Annotated in this window: 12 protein-coding genes and 1 pseudogene; 4 read left to right on the top strand and 9 right to left on the bottom strand. The window is 54.6% G+C overall.

Features of this window, described 5'->3' with window-relative positions; genetic code table 11:
* Positions 1–26 precede the first annotated feature (26 nt).
* Entirely contained in the window at positions 27–2,771 is a 2,745-nt protein-coding gene (acnA, locus tag NST43_RS01445) for an aconitate hydratase AcnA (RefSeq protein ID WP_339222064.1), read from the top strand.
* Positions 2,772–2,865: 94 nt separating this feature from the next.
* Here acnA and NST43_RS01440 read toward each other — a convergent pair whose 3' ends face one another.
* The 3 genes from NST43_RS01440 to NST43_RS01430 form a co-directional block, all read right to left on the bottom strand.
* The gene (locus tag NST43_RS01440; RefSeq protein WP_339222063.1) at positions 2,866–3,885 is read right to left on the bottom strand and encodes an ABC transporter substrate-binding protein; all 1,020 of its coding nucleotides are present in this window, start codon (positions 3,883–3,885) and stop codon (positions 2,866–2,868) included.
* Positions 3,886–4,568: 683 nt separating this feature from the next.
* Positions 4,569–6,788 (bottom strand): helix-turn-helix transcriptional regulator, encoded by a 2,220-nt coding sequence (locus NST43_RS01435; protein WP_339222061.1) that lies wholly within the window; start codon positions 6,786–6,788, stop codon positions 4,569–4,571.
* A 166-nt stretch (positions 6,789–6,954) separates the two neighbouring features.
* Positions 6,955–7,707, bottom strand: coding sequence for an IclR family transcriptional regulator (locus NST43_RS01430; protein ID WP_209993732.1), 753 nt, complete (start codon positions 7,705–7,707; stop codon positions 6,955–6,957).
* A 242-nt stretch (positions 7,708–7,949) separates the two neighbouring features.
* On the opposite strand from NST43_RS01430, the gene NST43_RS01425 reads away from it, so the two are divergent.
* Positions 7,950–8,990 carry an alpha/beta fold hydrolase gene (locus NST43_RS01425; protein WP_209993731.1) on the top strand — a complete coding sequence of 347 codons (1,041 nt, stop codon included), beginning with the start codon at positions 7,950–7,952 and terminating at the stop codon, positions 8,988–8,990.
* 182 nt (positions 8,991–9,172) lie between these two features.
* Complete coding sequence (locus NST43_RS01420; RefSeq protein ID WP_339222058.1) at positions 9,173–10,360, top strand: Fe-Mn family superoxide dismutase; 1,188 nt, start codon at positions 9,173–9,175, stop codon at positions 10,358–10,360.
* An 84-nt stretch (positions 10,361–10,444) separates the two neighbouring features.
* On the opposite strand, the gene folE is transcribed toward NST43_RS01420, so the two are convergent.
* From folE to NST43_RS01395, 5 genes and pseudogenes are all read right to left on the bottom strand, one after another.
* Complete coding sequence (gene folE / locus NST43_RS01415) at positions 10,445–11,038, bottom strand: GTP cyclohydrolase I FolE (RefSeq protein ID WP_209993729.1); 594 nt, start codon at positions 11,036–11,038, stop codon at positions 10,445–10,447.
* A gap of 60 nt (positions 11,039–11,098) precedes the next feature.
* Positions 11,099–11,347, bottom strand: coding sequence for a YneF family protein (locus NST43_RS01410; RefSeq protein WP_209993728.1), 249 nt, complete (start codon positions 11,345–11,347; stop codon positions 11,099–11,101).
* 116 nt (positions 11,348–11,463) lie between these two features.
* Positions 11,464–12,657 (bottom strand): annotated as a pseudogene (gene queG, locus NST43_RS01405) (tRNA epoxyqueuosine(34) reductase QueG); the annotation flags it as partial.
* A 35-nt stretch (positions 12,658–12,692) separates the two neighbouring features.
* Complete coding sequence (lepB, locus tag NST43_RS01400) at positions 12,693–13,310, bottom strand: signal peptidase I (protein ID WP_339222056.1); 618 nt, start codon at positions 13,308–13,310, stop codon at positions 12,693–12,695.
* 206 nt (positions 13,311–13,516) lie between these two features.
* The gene (locus tag NST43_RS01395; RefSeq protein WP_036700038.1) at positions 13,517–13,936 is read right to left on the bottom strand and encodes a GNAT family N-acetyltransferase; all 420 of its coding nucleotides are present in this window, start codon (positions 13,934–13,936) and stop codon (positions 13,517–13,519) included.
* 415 nt (positions 13,937–14,351) lie between these two features.
* On the opposite strand from NST43_RS01395, the gene NST43_RS01390 reads away from it, so the two are divergent.
* Positions 14,352–14,960: a superoxide dismutase gene (locus NST43_RS01390; RefSeq protein WP_036723775.1), complete on the top strand. Its 609-nt coding sequence runs from the start codon at positions 14,352–14,354 to the stop codon at positions 14,958–14,960.
* 199 nt (positions 14,961–15,159) lie between these two features.
* Here NST43_RS01390 and NST43_RS01385 read toward each other — a convergent pair whose 3' ends face one another.
* Positions 15,160–17,826: a glycoside hydrolase gene (locus NST43_RS01385; protein WP_339222054.1), complete on the bottom strand. Its 2,667-nt coding sequence runs from the start codon at positions 17,824–17,826 to the stop codon at positions 15,160–15,162.
* Positions 17,827–17,828: the final 2 nt, after the last annotated feature.

Raw genomic sequence — 17,828 nt, 5'->3', positions numbered from 1 at the left:
ACCAGATGAAACGAGGAGGCGCATATATGCCAAGCAAGGACCATTTTTCATTGGCCAAGAACCTGAACTCAGGTGGCAAAACTTATCGCTACTATCATTTGAACGCTCTGGAAGAGCAAGGCGCAGGCGATATTTCCTCCCTGCCATTCTCCATTAAGGTATTACTCGAAGCAGCTGTCCGCCAATATGACGGACGGGCGATTACTGAAGAACATGTCAAGCAGCTCGCCAACTGGTCGGGCGGCATTGACCGCAATAAGGAAATCCCGTTCATTCCGGCCCGCATCGTCCTGCAGGATTTCACCGGCGTGCCTGTAGTTGTCGATCTCGCAGCTATGCGCGATACCGTCAAGAAGGCGGGCGGCGACCCCAAGAAGATTAATCCGCTTGTACCGGTTGACCTTGTTATTGACCATTCGGTTATGGTTGATGCGTTCGGAACGGCCGATGCACTGGAATATAATATGAATGTTGAATTCGAGCGTAATGAGGAACGTTACCGCTTCCTGCGCTGGGCTCAGACCGCCTTCAATAACTTCCGTGCGGTTCCGCCGGCAACAGGGATTGTGCATCAGGTTAACCTGGAGTATCTGGCCTCTGTAGCCACCACTAAGGTTATCGACGGAGAAACGGTAGTTTATCCGGATTCCCTGGTCGGCACGGACTCTCATACTACAATGATCAACGGTCTTGGAGTAGTAGGCTGGGGCGTTGGCGGAATAGAGGCTGAGGCAGGCATGCTCGGACAGCCGCTCTATTTCGTTACCCCGGATGTCGTCGGCTTCAAGCTGACCGGCAGTCTGATGGAAGGCGCTACGGCTACCGACCTGGCCCTCACCGTTACCCAGATGCTGCGCAAAAAAGGCGTAGTCGGCAAATTCGTCGAATTCTACGGTCCGGGTCTGGCTAACATCAGTCTGGCAGACCGTGCGACAGTAGCCAACATGGCTCCTGAATATGGCGCTACGATCGGCTTCTTCCCTGTAGATGAGGAGACACTGGCCTATCTGCGCAGCACCGGACGTCCGGATGAGCTGGTAGAGCTGGTAGGGGATTATTATAAGGCGCAGGGGATGTTCCGCACCGCAGAGACACCGGACCCTGCATTCAGCGATATCATTGAGCTGGATCTGGCTTCTGTGGTTCCCAGCCTGGCTGGACCGAAGCGTCCGCAGGACCGGGTAGAGCTTACCCATATGAAGGAGAATTTCGAAGGTATTATCCGTACACCTGTTGATAAGGGCGGCTATGGCCTCAGCGATGAGAAGATTGCCCAAGAGGTTGAGATACAGCACAAGAACGGAAGCTCCAGCAAGCTCAGCACAGGAGCCGTTGTCATTGCAGCCATCACGAGCTGTACGAACACCTCCAACCCGAGCGTTATGCTGGGAGCGGGATTGTTAGCCAAGAAGGCCGTAGAACGCGGTCTGACCAAACCCGGCTATGTCAAAAGCAGTCTGACGCCCGGATCGCTGGTCGTTACGGAATATCTGCAGAAGGCAGATCTGCTGAAGCCGCTGGAAGCGCTCGGCTTCTACCTGGCTGGCTACGGCTGCGCCACTTGTATCGGTAACTCCGGCCCGCTGCCGGATGAAGTCAGCGAAGCGATTACAGAACATGATATGACCGTTGCCGCTGTAATATCCGGGAACCGTAACTTCGAGGGCCGTGTGCATGCCCAGGTCAAAGCCAACTACTTGGCTTCACCGCCCCTGGTTGTCGCCTACGCCCTGGCCGGCACGGTGAATATTGACCTGAAGACCGAGCCGCTGGGCTATGACCCGCAGGGTGAGCCTGTCTTCCTGGCCGATATCTGGCCGACTACAGCCGAGATCCGCGAAGCCGTAGCGCTCTCGCTCAGTCCGGAAATGTTCCGCAGCAAATATGAGAATGTATTCACAGCCAATGAACGCTGGAATAACATTCCGGTACCGGAAGGCGAGCTGTATGAATGGGATAACAACTCCACTTACATTCAGAATCCGCCATTCTTCGAGCATCTGGCAGACGGTGTCTCTGACATTAAGGACATTAAAAATTCCCGTGTGCTTGCACTGCTTGCCGATTCCGTCACTACCGACCATATCTCACCGGCCGGGAATATCTCCACCTCCGGTCCAGCCGGAGAATATCTGCGGGGCCATGGCGTGGAACGCGCCGACTTCAACTCCTACGGCTCACGCCGCGGGAATCATGAGGTGATGATGCGCGGTACCTTCGCCAACATCCGTATCCGCAATGCAGTGGCGCCTGGAACAGAGGGCGGTGTAACCACCTTCCTGCCAAGCGACGAGGTCATGTCGATCTACGATGCCTCCATGCTGTACCAGGCCGCCGGACAGAATCTGATCGTCATCGCCGGTAAAGAATACGGCACAGGCAGCTCCCGTGACTGGGCCGCCAAGGGTACACTCCTGCTTGGAGTCAAAGCCGTCATCGCCGAGAGCTTCGAGCGGATTCACCGCAGTAATCTCGTCGGCATGGGCGTGCTGCCGCTGCAGTTCCAGGAAGGCCATGGCTGGAGCAGCATGGGGCTGACCGGACGCGAGACCTTCGACATTACCGGTCTTGACAACCATGTCCTTCCCGGACAGGAGCTGACAGTCACTGCTACCCGTGAAGACGGCACCCAGTTCGACTTCCCGGTCATTGCCCGTCTCGATAGTACCGTAGACATCGACTACTACCGCAATGGCGGTATTCTGCAGACAGTCCTCCGCCAGATGCTGGCAGATGCTACAGCTTCGGAAGCGGCTCAACCGGTAGAATAAGTCGGCTTCATAAGATTAGATCATTATACAAGCTGCGCCGGTATCAGACTGAAATCTGATACCGGCGCAGCTTTTTGTCATATTCACGTAAGCCCTATTTGACTGACAGCAGGCTGGTCGTAATGAAATCCAGCTGCTTCTCCAGGGAGATCGGGTCATTGTACGTATCGGCAGCAGGATTCAACTGGAATACATTCCCTGCCTTGACTGCCGGAAGGCCTTTCCACAGCGGGTTGTCATAGACAATCTTCGGGTCTGTAGTATCCCCTGACCATGGGCAGGTGAAGATAATGTCTCCGGCAAAGTCCGGCAGCTTCTCCATGGAGATGGAAGCCCAGCCTGTTCCGCTGTCGATGGCCTCCTTCTGCGCTTCAGCGGGAGCCTTCAAGCCGAACTCACCATACAGAATCTCACCGCCCCGGCCATAGTTATGCCCAAAGACAAACAGCCCCTTGGCATATGGATTCAGGATGGATACGGTCTTATTACCAACAGCAGCCTGCACTTGCGGCTTCAGCTCAGCAATCCTTGCCTCCCACTGGGCGATCCAGGCCTTGGCTTCATCATTCTTGTTCACCAGCTTGCCGTAGTCGAGCATCTGATCCTTATAATTCTTGGCGCCGTATTGAATCTGTACCACAGGCGCAATTTCCTTCAGCTTGTCGATGCCTTCTGTGCCGGTATACACAATAATCAGGTCAGGGTTCAGGGACAGGATATTCTCCGGGGTGACATCATCACCAAGCCCTTCTGCACCTTCAAGCATCTCTGCAAGATACGGACTATCCTTGGCTCCTTGCATCACCCCTACCGGCTTCACGCCCAGCGCCAGGAGATATCCTGTATAAAAGGCTGTAGTATCCACGATTCTCTGCGGATTCTTAGGCACTTGAACCTCACCGGCGCCATCCTGGAAGGTAACCATCTCTGCTTCAGCGGGAGCTTCGCCAGCAGCCGGAGCAGCAGTGGGTGCTTCAGAAGCTGCAGGTGCAGGTGCATTCGCTGCCGTCCCGGAGCCAGAGCCGGAGTTACCCGATGAACCGCAGGCTGACAACAGGACAGCCATGACGAGAGTAAAGACAATCAGGACAAGACTTCGTTTAGAGTATCGCAAGATAATCCCCCTATGTATGTATGATATTGATAATCATTATCATCAGTAATATAACACAGAGTTTGTAGGCTGACAACACTCCCGGGAATTTTTTCACAACAAAATCAACCTAACGGGTTAAGGATGCTGGTGCCTCATCGCCTCTGATGACATACATCCAGCCCCTATGCCTTTTGGCTGCACATTGTAGCCGGTTTCCGCATACCTTCTGAAGTGTTTCTTCCTTCCGGGCGGTGCTCCGCCTTATTGCCAATTCTGAGCGTTTTCTCTCACGGACCGCTTGTATGGATCGCATTGTTGCACATTTTGCAGGATTCTTCTAAAAATGTTACGGGCTGCGGTACATTGTTGCATCATTTGCAGGAACTCCGGTGCTTAGTGTAACTTAGCGCTGGATTTGTTGCATTTCATGCAGGATTTCAGCAGAGACCATTTCTATGGGGCAGTATTGCTGCAATTCTTGCAATATTACCCTAAAATGTTACGGGCTGCGGGGCTGAAGCAAGCAGCGAACGACCAGAAACGCAAAGGAGCGTTCCTCCAATAACGGAGAAGCGCTCCTTTTTTACCTGTTAAGCTTTGTTGAAGCTATAAGGTTTTGTTGTCACCTATAGAATATTTACTTTTGGGACAGCCCTTCTACTGGCATACGCGGATAAATTATCGCGGCCTCAGGGGAGCCTTCAGGACATTTCGATATGCTCAGAATCAAATATTCTTTTGTAGACCAGCGCTATAATCTGTGAACGGTCCGTTACGTCCATTTTATTAAAAATGCGGCTTAGATGATTCTTAACAGTATGCTCGCTGATAAACAAGGCACCGGCAATCTCCTTATTCGTCTTGCCCAGAATAATCAGCTCCAGCACTTCCTCCTCGCGCGGCGAGATCCCCCACTCTTCCTTGGGCGTCTTCAGCGCTGTATTGTTCAGCAGCTTGCCTGCCGACACGCCTCTTCTGGCAGGCATCGCTTCCGAGCGGCTGCGCAAGAAGGATTGAAAGGTGCTGCGCGGCTCACTGTAAAGCTCCCCGACCACATGATCATCCAGATTGAAGCGGGAGGGGTCCAGCCACTCCAGATCTGTGTTCGCCAGCTGCTCCTTATCCGCACCTTTGCCTGTATGATGAAGCACTAGCGTGAGCAGCTGGGCAGTGACAGAGACCGAAGGCTTATTGATCTGAAAATAGAACGAAGCAAACTGGTCCACCTGCTTCAGCAAAGAAAGCTCCTCCGGATAAAACCCGTACCCCTGCAGGAAGGCCAGACTGAACGGTGCCAGCAGACCGGCCGTTCTCATCTGCTCTGACTCCCGCTCCGGCAGTCCTGTATAACGGGCAAGCTCATACGCCATGGCAGAAGCCTCCGCCGACAGGCGGTGCAGCTCGGGATTACTGAGCCGGAGATAATGAAGCGTCTGCCCGGTGAAGACCCCTGCTTGCTTCATATGTCTGGCTTCCTTCTCGATCAGACGGATTGAAGTACTCGCCAGACTGGCGAGACAGCCGGTTAAGGACAGCCACTCCTCGGCTTCACTGCGGCGTCTGAAGCCCACAGACAGAATGCCCTTGAATACCTTCTCGGCAATCAGCGGACATTCGAGCAAAACCTGCCCCTCCGCCTCCCCGTTGATGATCGCAGAAGAGAGAAAGGCCTGCGAGGAGTACCGGGACTGGAGGTCCTGGACATAAGGCGCAATCTCCTCCGGCCTCCACCCCTTGGCGTAGTGGGTATCCCCCGGCTGCTCCTCGAAGAATACGAGTACCGATGACGGGAAGAACGGCATGCCCATAATCATATCCAGCAGCCCGGTGCCCAGCTCCTGAGTGGATGCGGCCTGCGGCAGCAGGCGGGCAGCCTCCTTCAAACGCAGAGTGGCCTCCCTGCGCAGGGCTTCACGCTGCACCAGTTGCTCTCCCCGTCCGGATAAGCCCAGGAGCGCAGTAACATTCTGCTCATACTGGGCATAGTCCTGTATCGGGCGGCTCTTCCCAAAGCCGACAGCGAGCAGTAATGCTCTCTTCCCGCTGTGAATTCTCACCGGATAACATGACAAATATTCCGGCTGCGTCATCCCGCGCTGGGTGAAGAATAACGATCTCGGATCTTGGGCAACGCCCTGCCAGTGCCGTGGCTCTCTGCCCAGAACGGCCTGTCCCAGAAAACCGTCTCCTTGCTGGAACCCGGCATTCATGAGGAGTCCCGCTTCTTTGCCGGCAGAATATTTCACCGTGAACTGGCCAGCCTCCTGCTCTTGGGCAAAGGCATACAGCTCTGCGTCAGATAACGTACCGGCCATCTGCTGCAGCACAACCTCTATCTTCAGGAACTCACTCTCCAGATTGGATAACAGCTGGGAAATCACAAGGCCCCGTCTCTGTTCCAGCGGCTTCACTGCGCACCCCGCCAGCAATTTGGAGAGCACATTCCCGAGCACACTCAATTTCCCCCTGATGCTGGCGATGCCTTCCCGGCTAAGCTCAGGCATGGCCGCCAGTACATCCTTCAACATCTCATAGTCGGGGTGATTCCGCATCTTGGCCTCGAACGCCTGCAGCATAAGCCCACGGGTGCCTTCCTCCATATATAAGCCGGACCATAAATAGTACGTCTGGCCATAGTCAGGGACCAGCGGACTGACCACATATTTCAGTCCGGGAACCCATTCCTCAAGTACAGCAGGATGTGATAAGGGACCTATCCTGAGCAATGCAGGCTCAAAGGGCCGCTCCATTCCCTGCAGGGATTTAAACATCTTCTGATAGAATATTCCGGAAAGCGTAGGGCGGGTAACTACATTCCCAGCCTGATCCGTAAGCACAATCGCCTGACCCGTAACAGAGCCGAACGTATCCTGGAGCTCTTGAATTTCTCCCATCAGTGAATCGGGTATAACTACTTTCATCCCATCACCTCATGCCCCTAGATTCCTTTTATTTCTTCAAATTTAATTTAGCTAATCATGATTAATAATAGTTCATTTTAACTAGATATTCAATGAAAGACGAAGGCTAAATAGCCTGTATGTCCTAAAGTTTTCCTGCATGGATCTGCTGCCGGAAGCCTCCAGTTCAGCCCATCATTAGGCCCATTTCAGCTGCGGCCTCGGCCAGAATAACAGCATATTCCTCCAGGGTCTCCCGCGACAGACGGCTGACCGGGCCGGACAGCGAGAGCGCCGCTACCACACCCCCGGCCCGTCCGGCAATGGGCACGGCCACGGCTGCCGCGCCGGGCTCGCGTTCCTCGAAGCTGGTCGCATATCCGCAGCGGGTAATCTCCTTCAGCTGCTCAAGGTACTGACTGCGCTCTACGCTGTCCGGCCATGCGGGGTCGGCCAGCAGCCGCACCTGCACTTCCGGCGGTGCGTAAGCAGCCAGCACCTTGCTCGATGCGCCTACCGAGAGCGGCAGCCTTGCGCCGATCTGGGCTACCCGGCGGATGGCCTGCCGGCTCTGCACAGCCTGAATGCGCACACGCTCCAGATTGTCGCGCAGGTACAAGCTGACCGTCTCTCCCAGACGGTCGCGCAGCCGCTCCATGGCGGGCAGCAGAAGCACCGCCGGTTCGTTCAGCGTCGGGAGATGTGTGGACAGCTCCCAGATGCGGATACCCAGGCGGTATTTGTCAGTCCCCTCGTCCCGCTGCAGGAAGCCTTTCTCCTCCAGTGTGGTCAGCAAGCGGTGCACTGTGCTTTTATGCAGACTAATCTTTGCAGAAATCTCCGTCAGACTAAGGTCGTAATCATCATTATCCTGAGTGAAGCACAACAATATATCCAGCGCACGTTCTACGGCGCGTACAGTCAGTTTCCGGTCTTCCACCCCGATCTCCCCTTCACATGTTTCACCTATTGAAACCCGGTTACATAATTATTAAGATATCCCTATCTTAGTGCAAAAGCCTAAATAAAGTCCAGCAGATTCCACATCCATATTCCGCCGTCCGCAGTTTACAGTTACATTACAAAAGCGCTAATTCCATTGACTTTGTAAGGGCATAAATTTACGATTAAATATATGAATTATTCATGCTCTGAATCTTGAAACTTTCAGGAGGGGACCTTATGAATCTGGCAACAAGTCATCCCGGCGCGCCGGTCTCCCGTATCCCTAATGAGGATAAGTCCGCTTCGTCATCCTTAATTCCACTGCGGATGATACGCGTTAAGCATATCGTCGTTGCTCTGCTGTTATCCGTATTCTTTTTCTTTGTATTCTGCTTCATTGCCCTGCATGCCTATATCGCCTGGGTGCTCTCGAACCCTACCGTAGCCCCCATCTATTCCAATCCTTATCAGGCCAAGGGGCTCGCCTACGAGGACATCACCTTCCCTGCCCAGGACGGCAGCCGCATGATGGACGGATGGTATATTCCTTCCAAAGGAGCTACCAAAACCATTGTCTTCAGCCACGGCTACGGCGCGAACCGCGAAGAGAGCTGGGTTCCTATGTACGATCTGGCCCATTACGCGCACAGCCTGAGATTCAATGTCGTCATGTTCGACTATGGCTTCGCCTCCAAGACTGACAGGGATATCGCTACCGGCGGCAAAAAGGAGTCCCAGCAGTTGCTCGGAGCCATTGAGTTCGCCAAGGAGAAGGGGGCAGACCAGATCGTGGTCTGGGGCTTCTCAATGGGTGCAGGCACCGCCCTGCAGGCAGGTCTAGTAACCAAAGATGTGGATGCGATGATTCTGGACAGCACCTTCCTGCTGGAGCCGGACACCTTGTACCATAACATCAAGCAGAACATTAATCTTCCCCGCCAGCCTTCGCTGGAGATTATGGAGATGCTTTTCCCGGTGCTGAACGGCACAGGACTGAATCAGATTCCTTACTCCAAGGTCAAATCGGAGGATTATCCGTTCCCGGTGCTGTTCATGCACGGCACCAAGGATGACAAGGCGCCTTATCCGATTGCCGAAGAACTGGCGGAGAACCAGAGTAATCCGTATTCCGATTCATGGATCGTAGAGGACAGCCATCATGAGCTGCTGTTCCGCGAGCACCCGCGTGAGTATCTGCGGCGGGTATCCGCTTTTCTCGGGAATGTGCAGCTGGCCCAGATCAGCGGGAGCCCCCGCAACCCCACCGCAAGCAAATAGTCTTATCATTACCTAAGGCATATGCAGATGTATCCTGTGATACATTCTGTGCATGCCTTTTTACTGTGCGGGGCACAGGACCTCCAGTCCGCTGCAATTCCCCGCACAGGCCAGTCTCATAAGCTGTTCCTCTCCGGCATATAATGGACCGATGAAACTTTAGGACGGGAGGACTGCAAATCATGCCATATGTATTCGTTGCACCGCCGCCAGTACAGATTCTAGGGGAAATCGCCTTCTGGAAAAACCAGGAGAAGGAGCATGCCGAGGTCCTGATCCAGATCATCCCACGCCTGGAGGAGCCTTATGTGAAGCTGCTGCAGGACTGGGCCATTGTCTTCCTGGCTACAGAACAGACAGCGCAGCATCTGCTCGCCAATCCGCAGGCACCGGACGCAGGCGGTCCAGGGAGTCCAGCCGCCGAAGCCGGGCTGCTGCTGTACACCGCCTGCGACCAGTCCGCCGAATTCATCCGGCACCTGAAGGCCATGAAGGAGGCCAGCGCCGCCGTCAATGCCTTCCCCCTGGCGGGCACCACGCTGCTGCACTTCATCCGGGAGTCTGAATATTTCCTCGCTGTGCTGGCCGCGCTGACCCCTGCGGACTACGGGCCCGGGATGCTGCGGATGAATCCGCCGGAGCAGGCTGAATCTGCTCCTTCGCCTGATTCGGCTGCAAGCGGAGACAATCTCCAGGGAACAGGAAGCTTCGCAGTTCCGTTATGGGAATCCCGCGAGGCAGGCTCGGTTCCCATCGGCGGGCATACGCTTCCCCCTCTGCCTTATGCCTATAATGCACTGGAGCCGTATATTGACGAGAAGACGATGATCATTCATCACGACAAGCATCACCAGAGCTATGTAGACGGACTGAACAAGGCGGAGAACAAGCTGGCGGAAGCACGCCTGAGTGGCGACTACGATCTGGTTAAGCATTGGGAGCGGGAGCTTGCGTTCAACGGGGCCGGCCATTATCTGCATACGATCTTCTGGAATGTCATGTCCCCGCAAGGAGGCGGCCGCCCCTCCGGTGCGCTGCTGGACGCCATAGAACGCAGCTTCGGAAGCTATGATGCCTTCAGAGCCCAGTTCAGTGAAGCTGCCAATAAAGTTGAGGGCGGCGGATGGGCTCTCTTGGTCTGGAGCCCGCGCAGCCGCAGACTGGAGATTCTGACGGCTGAGAAGCATCAGAATCTGTCCCAGTGGGATGTCGTTCCGCTGCTGGTGCTCGATGTGTGGGAGCATGCCTATTACCTTAAGCATCAGAATAACCGCGCCGATTACATCCAGGACTGGTGGAGAGTCGTGAACTGGCCTTATGTCGCCGAACGCTACGGGGCCGCCCGTAAGCTGGTCTGGCAGCCTTTCTAAGGCTCTGCGGAGCATTGAGCCACACCCCTTCGCGCAAAAAAAGCCCGCCGCCACTGTCGAAGTGGCAGGCAGGCTTATCCGTTCCTAATCTTTGATCAAGGCCAGGAACTCGGCTCTTGCCGCAGCATCCTCACGGAAGGAGCCGCGGGTAGCCATCGTGACCGTCTTGCTGCCCGGCTTCTTCACGCCCCGGGCACACATGCACAGATGCTCCCCTTCGACTACAACCATGACACCGTGCGGATTCAGCACCTCGGTCATGATGTCGGCGATCTGGGCCGTGATGCGTTCCTGCACCTGTAACCTGCGGCTGACCGCTTCTACGAGCCGGGCGAGCTTGCTGAGTCCGGCAATGCGGCCGCTGGGAACATAGCCGATATGCACCTTGCCGAAGAATGGAGCCATGTGATGCTCGCATTGGCTATAGTAGACAATATCCTTCACAATGACCAGCTCTTCATGAGACTCGTCGAAGGTTACGCCCAGTGCTTCGCGCGGATCAATGGAATAACCGCCGAAGATCTCTTCATACATCCGCGTCACTCTGGCCGGTGTTTCGAGCAGGCCTTCGCGGCTGGTATCCTCACCGATTAATTCCAGAATCTTCTCTACATGATACTCAATCTGCTCCCGGTTTACAGAAACCTTCCCGTTCTTGTACTCCTTGATGCCCCCCATGAAAGCTCCCCCCTTCCGCACCTGCAGCTGACTCTTATCTATTTCATACGATCATCATTATTACTTCTTGCGGGACTGTCCTTTGGCCGCAGCAGGAGCACGCCCCGGCTGATTGCCGTTCTTCATCATCTGCTGGGCACGCTGCATTTGCTTCCCGTTCAGGTTATACCCCATTTGCTTGGCAACCTTCTGCAGCATTTCAGGATCATTCTGCATCGTTGTCATCTGTCTGCGCAGATAATACACGCCGATGAAGAATCCGCCGATCAGCCCTACAACAAGCGTAATAATAGGCAATGCAATATTCATCTGTAATCCACCTTTGTACTCTATTGTCTGGCGATAACCCTGTTCAGGCACGCGAATCTATCATAGCATTTCAACAACTGGACAGCAATTGGCAAATCCCGCTGGCCTGCGGTTCATTTCCCGTCCGCTGCTCCCTGCTCGCGGAGCTTGCCTGCAGCCTGCTCCAGCATGTCGCGCACCGTGCTGTCCTCTTCGCTCTCCAGCGCCTGCTCGACAGCCGCAAGCGCTGCTTCGCCGCCGATGCGGCTGAGCGCCCAGGCCGAGGTTCCGCGCATTTCCGGCCTTGGCTCCTTCAGCAGAAGCTCCGTCAGCTTCGGCACCGCCGAAGCCTCCTTGAAATTGCCCAGCGCAATGACTGCGTTGCGCTGCATCGGCTTCTTGCCGCGCCAAGCCGCCGAGCTGCTGCCGAACTTCTCCTTGAACTCCCGGTTGCTGAGGTCCAGAATCGGCAGCAGCAGCGGCTTGACCACCTCAGGGTCAGGCAGAAGCTGCGGGCGGTGGTTCCAGTTCTTGCCCCGGTTATGCGGACAGACAATTTGGCAGGTGTCACAGCCGTACAGCCGGTTGCCGATCTTGGTCATATAGTGATCGCTCAGGAAGCCCTTCGTCTGGGTCAGAAAAGAGATACAGGCCTGGGCATTGAGCTGTCCCGGGCCGACCAGCGCGCCGGTAGGGCAGGCGTCGATGCATTTGGTGCAGTCGCCGCAGCCCTCCTGCACAGGCTGGTCTGGGGGAAGCGGGAGATTCGTCACCATCTCCCCCAGATAGATCCATGATCCCCACTTCGGGGAGATGATCGCGCAGTTCTTGGCGCTGAAGCCGATCCCCGCCCGCTCTGCTACGGCCCGGTCTACAAGCGCCCCCGTATCCACCATGCTCTCCAGCACGGCATCCGGGACACGCTCACGGATGAAGCTCTCCAGCTTCGCCAGCGCTTCCCGGAGCACATGATGGTAATCCTGGCCCCAGGAGGCGCGGGCCAGAATACCTCTGCGCGCACCCGGCTCGGATTTGGGCGGGTCCTCCATCTTGGAGGGATAGGCCACTGCAATCGCAATGATAGAGAGCGGCTGCTCTCCAGATTGCAGAGCCGGAACTGTCCGCTTGTCGAGATCAGGCTCCTCGAACCCGGATTCGTACCCTTTGTCTCTATGCTCTTGAAGAATGTTCTTCAAATATAAAAACGGCTCCGCAGTGGTGAACCCGATATCATCGATACCGAGTGCAGGTGCGGCCGCCTTAATCTCAGCCTTAAGTTCCTCCCATTTGGAAGGAGGCGGAGCGTAACCTTTCTGGATGTTGAGGTGCATATCCGCCTCTCCTTTATAGATTGAATAAGGTTGCTCTACAGGGCCTTCATCTTAGAGAAAGGCCACCAGATCAGGGACACCTTACCCACGATACTCTCCCCTGCGACAGCGCCGAAATAACGGCTGTCCTTACTGGCTCCGGCATGCCGGTTGTCCCCCATGACGAAGTAGGTCCCCGCCTGCACGGTCAGGCTGCTGAAATCGGGATCTTCTATAGATGTATCGATATAAGGCTCCTCCAGCAGCTTGCCGTTGAGATAGAGCTGCTGCTTCCGTACTTCAATAATGTCGCCGGGAATACCGATCACCCGCTTGACCAGATATTCCTTACGGCTGGGTCCCGTACTGGGATCATGAAGGACGACAACCTCCCCACGGCCCGGATTCCCGAAGCTAAGTGCGATTTTATTAATAATCAGCTTCTCTCCCTGATAGAGGGTAGGCTCCATGGATTGGCCGATTACAGTAGACACATTGAACACATAAATATTAAGCAGCGACATCACAGCGAACACAATCCCCGCCGTAATGATCCACTCCCGCATATCCCTAACCCACGTTCTTCTGGACTTCTGTCTGGACTTGTTATGCGTTACTGATCTGTATCTTTGTCTGCGGCTCCGCGTGTAATCTTCTTCAAGCTCCCGGTTCATAGGCCACCTACTTGCTTCAATTGGGTTATCAGGTCCTTAACAATAGAAAAGCATATCTCCCGCCCATTTGCAATGGACATAGGGAAGATATGCTTTAGTATAATGAAACAGACTATGCAGGAATATCCATATATTCGAAGTTCCGGCCCTGCAATAGTTCTCTACTCTAAGATTTGATTCCGCTTACAGCAGCGGTTCAGCAACAGTTACCCGACAATGCTCAGCTTGCGCACGGATTTGAAAATATGGTTCTCGTCATAACCCATGGCCTCATAGAGCGGCATTGCAAAAGAATTGTGTTCATCCACGGCAACATAGATACCGCTGACCTTCCGCGCCTGAAATCTGTTCTCCATAGCCGTTACAAGACTCTTGCCGACTCCTCTGCGGCGGTAATCAGGATGGACAGCGATGCGGAAATAACAGCCGTGATTCTTCTCAATCGTACCAATCAGTGCACCGATGATTTCTCCTTCATCCTCAGCAACTACAATGAGATCAGAATCCCATGACAATTGCCTGGAGAAAGGCTCGATCGTGCTCTCGAAACATTCTTCCGATAATGCGGTCTGCAGCAATTCAGTCACTGGAGTAACATCGCTTAATTGAAAGGAACGAACGTGCATACTTAAAAGTCTCCCTTTTCTATGGCTTATGATTTTACAAAAAGAAGGGGTTTCCATAACAGTATAAGTGGAAAAAAGCATCAAAAACCGAGGAATACCTGCTTTTGTCTCTATTAAAGCACACTTTTCTCGCGTTATCATCATTTTTCTTTTGAAAGCGCTTGATATGAAGCGTTTTCATGCAATATAGTTTCATATTTAACATGTATTAGGAGAATTGGTAGTCAAAACGTCCCAGTTACTAAGCCTTAATAGTTTAACATAGCCTTAACACTTTCTGTGTACGGAGGACAAGAAAATACTTTTTAAACATTTTTGTTTATTTAATGTTGCATTATTGTTCCAGATGCGTTTTAATAATAGTATCTCAACGGATATATTCCAAAACCAACATATAATCAGGAGGGATTTTTCCATGGCTTTTCAATTACCGGCACTTCCGTATCCGAACAACGCACTTGAACCACACATCGACGCTTTGACGATGGAGATTCATCATGACAGGCACCATAACACTTATGTGACGAACCTGAACGCCGCACTGGAAAAGGCACCCGAACTGCAAAACAAAAGCATCGATGAGCTTCTGACCGACCTGAACGCTGTACCGGAAGCGATCCGCACAGCGGTCCGCAACAACGGCGGTGGACATGCCAACCACACCCTGTTCTGGGAAGTGATTGGACCGAATGGCGGCGGCGCACCAACCGGCGCACTGGCTGCTGCCATTGACAGCGAGCTGGGCGGCTTCGATAAATTCAAGGAAGACTTCGCGGCTGCAGCTACTACACGCTTCGGCAGCGGCTGGGCTTGGCTCGTTGTTAAGGACGGCAAGCTTGCCGTAACCAGCACACCGAACCAGGACAACCCGATCAGCGAAGGCGCAACTCCAATCCTCGGCCTCGATGTATGGGAGCATGCCTACTACCTGAACTACCAGAACAAACGTCCTGACTACATCAAGGCGTTCTGGAACGTAGTGAACTGGGAAGAAGTCGGCAAGCGTTACGAAAGCGCGAAATAAGCATCGGCCTTCAGCATGATGCTCTAAGCAAACAGGTTCACCTCTGCCGTAATGGCAAGGGTGAACCTGTTTTTATTTAAAATATAAGAATTTATATGTTCCACACGATAACTTATCCTTCTATTTCCCGCTGAAACGGTACCGTCCTTTAAAAGGACGGCATTGCCGTTTCCACTTGCCACGCTAAGCCAGGCTTAATTCACTGCCTGAACTTGGCGTTCAGAGCGTCGTACTCACGCCGGGTGACCGGAATTACCGTTCCATGGCGGGGGCTGGCCGGCAGCTCATAATCAGTGGATACCGTCCACTGACCCGAATCAAGATCTTCCGTCTCCAGCGGGATGTACCCTCTCCCTCCGAATTCATCCACAAACAGATACCACTTCTGCTTCGTATTGGATTTGAACAGGGTTGGCCCTTCAATGCCCTTCAGTCCCCCGACACTCCCGCTTAGCAGCTTCACCGCAGGGGCAAATACCGAATCCAGGGACTCCTGGAACACCATTTTGCCAAAAGGGGATTCCGGGCCTTGCTCGCGTTCATCCTTGGTGAATCTGTAAATCTTCCCGTTATACGCAGCCATAGTGGTATCAATGATCGAATACCCGTAGTCCATATAGACCTGCGGCTCTGAGAACGCGCGGAAATCGCGTGTCTTGCTGTACAGGATTGTCTGGTAGGCGTCCCCGGTGTGAGCGGAATCGGCGTACATCCGCGAGGCCCAGAATACGATATATTCCCCGCTCTCCTGGTCATAGATCACTTCAGGTGCCCAGGTATTCCCTGCTTCCTCTGGAGAGACCTTGGCTTCCCAAGGCTCCGACCAGTCCACGAGGTTATCCGATTCCCACACGATGATCGACCGGCTGCCCTGTGTCTGGGCTGCGCCCCAATCCCAATTGCCGTTGATCTTCAGATCGGTGGCGATCAGATAGAACTGTCCACCTTCAGGTGAACGGATGATGAAGGGATCTCTGACCCCCTTGTTGCCTAAGCTGGACCTAAGCACGGGCTTCCCGCTATTCAGCTCCTTCCAATGCAGCGGGTCATTGCCTTCGCTGAGGGCGAAGTATACCTGCTCGCCGTCCCCGGTCCCTTCGCCTGTGAAATAGCTGAACAGATAGCCCGCATAGTCCGCCGCCGCCGGAATGTCCTGTGCAGCTTGATTTCCGTTAACCTGAGTTCCGGCAACCTCACCCGGCTGGCCTGCCTGCTCCTCTAGCTCCGGCCCGCCTGCCACCAGGGTCACCACCGACTTGGCCGGGATAACGGCCTGGAATACCTGCTCCCCATCTGCTGTCCCATCAGCAGCTACATCAACGGCCAGATCCTCGCCGCGGGCCAGATCCAGCTGCGCATTGGTTACATAGGAACGCAAGGCCGAAGCCTTCAGCCCAAGCCCGCTCAGCGTGAGCTGCACCCGCTTCTCCTCCAGGCTGTCATTCACCAGCACCGCCGTCATGCTCTGCTCCTCCTCGTGCACGTAAGCCGAGCCGAGCAGCTCGCCTCCGGCGTCCTGGCTCAGACCGGAGAGCGCAATCCGCACCGCTCCGGGGCGGATGAACTTGCTGTAATTGCCGAGCGACCACAGGATCTTCGAGGTCAGGATGTTCTGCCCGTCTCCAGGCTGATTGTAGTCGGTGTACAGCAAGCCGTCCTTGTAATCCACCTTGGACACCGCCGTCCACCACTGCCATGCGGCTGCATCCGCCTCGGTCAGATCGAAGTGAATGGTGCGCGCCACCTGCAGCGCGGGCTCCATCCCCAGATCCCGTCCAGGGCCATAGTCGCCCATAATGCAGTATTCGGTGACCCAATATTTGGCCTGCGGATCATATTGCTTCAGATTGCGCTCCAACAGCCTTCTTAGCTTCACCAGCCGGTCGTCGCCAGAATGACTGTAGTCGGACCAGTAGGAATGCGAGGCGATCTTGTTGCCTACCGCTTCCTTCAGCACAGGGTCACCCAGCAGATCCTTAATGTATTCACGGTATTTTCCCAGCCCCAGGCTGTTAGCCCCGCTGGAATAGACGCCGCTGCCCGTGAATTCCCGGTAGTGTTCATCATCCAGCAGAGAGGTAATCTCCACCCCGTCCGGGGCACTGATCTGCGCTTCCAGCCCGCTGGCGCGGAGCTGGGCATGCAGCTCCAGAATCACCCGCTTCAGGTCGTCATTGTTGTACCGGCTGGCTTCCTGCTGCGCATGATTCCAGTCCCAGGTCGGCTCGTTAACGGGACTGATATAATCGAATTCAAGGCCCTCCTGCTTGAAATGCTCCAGCACCTCAATCAGGAAAGAGGCGAAGGCCGCTTCAGAGCCTTCCTTCAAATTACTGGACCCTACCTCTGGATCAGGCTGGGCATGACCATTCCGGGTCATCCAGACCGGCGGGCTGTTGACGAAGGCAATCAGGGATTCGACTCCGCGCTCCTTAGCCGCCCGCAGGAACCACTGCTGGCCTGCCTGCCTGCTCCAGTCGTACGGCGCTTCCTCCGTTATTTTGAAGGCTTCCGTTCTTCGCCACGGATCTGGAATGATCGCCTGATCGGTCTCTACCGAGCCTGCGCCTATATTGAAGCGCCAGGCCGACAGCCCGATTCCTTCGGTACGTGAGAACAGCAAATCTGCCACCTTGTTCTTATTCTCTTCGGTCCACTCCTTCCCCAGGGGGTCCATGGACCAGGCGTCGGACGCGCCGAAGTTATCGATAGTCTGATAGCGGAGTTTGCCGTCTATCGTCACTGCCGCATCCGGCGGTTTCTGGTGCTGCACAGGGATTTCCTCCTCTTTTCTATTACTGAACAGAATTACAACAACACACGCTAGAACAACGCCGGTAACCGCCATAGCTGCCAGCCGCTTCATGC

The organism is Paenibacillus sp. FSL H8-0332, assembly GCF_037963835.1.
GTDB lineage: Bacteria > Bacillota > Bacilli > Paenibacillales > Paenibacillaceae > Paenibacillus_AQ > Paenibacillus_AQ rhizoplanae.
This window is presented reverse-complemented; position numbering and strand designations above follow the sequence as displayed.

Bases quoted from the DNA above. Each gene is read 5' to 3' on its own strand.
- NST43_RS01435 (WP_339222061.1), bottom strand. From the start codon at position 6,788: ATGAAAGTAGTTATACCCGATTCACTGATGGGAGAAATTCAAGAGCTC.
- NST43_RS01425 (WP_209993731.1), top strand. From the start codon at position 7,950: ATGAATCTGGCAACAAGTCATCCCGGCGCGCCGGTCTCCCGTATCCCT.
- folE (WP_209993729.1), bottom strand. From the start codon at position 11,038: ATGGGGGGCATCAAGGAGTACAAGAACGGGAAGGTTTCTGTAAACCGG.
- acnA (WP_339222064.1), top strand. From the start codon at position 27: ATGCCAAGCAAGGACCATTTTTCATTGGCCAAGAACCTGAACTCAGGT.
- NST43_RS01420 (WP_339222058.1), top strand. From the start codon at position 9,173: ATGCCATATGTATTCGTTGCACCGCCGCCAGTACAGATTCTAGGGGAA.
- NST43_RS01395 (WP_036700038.1), bottom strand. From the start codon at position 13,936: ATGCACGTTCGTTCCTTTCAATTAAGCGATGTTACTCCAGTGACTGAA.
- lepB (WP_339222056.1), bottom strand. From the start codon at position 13,310: ATGAACCGGGAGCTTGAAGAAGATTACACGCGGAGCCGCAGACAAAGA.
- NST43_RS01390 (WP_036723775.1), top strand. From the start codon at position 14,352: ATGGCTTTTCAATTACCGGCACTTCCGTATCCGAACAACGCACTTGAA.
- NST43_RS01410 (WP_209993728.1), bottom strand. From the start codon at position 11,347: ATGAATATTGCATTGCCTATTATTACGCTTGTTGTAGGGCTGATCGGC.
- NST43_RS01385 (WP_339222054.1), bottom strand. From the start codon at position 17,826: ATGAAGCGGCTGGCAGCTATGGCGGTTACCGGCGTTGTTCTAGCGTGT.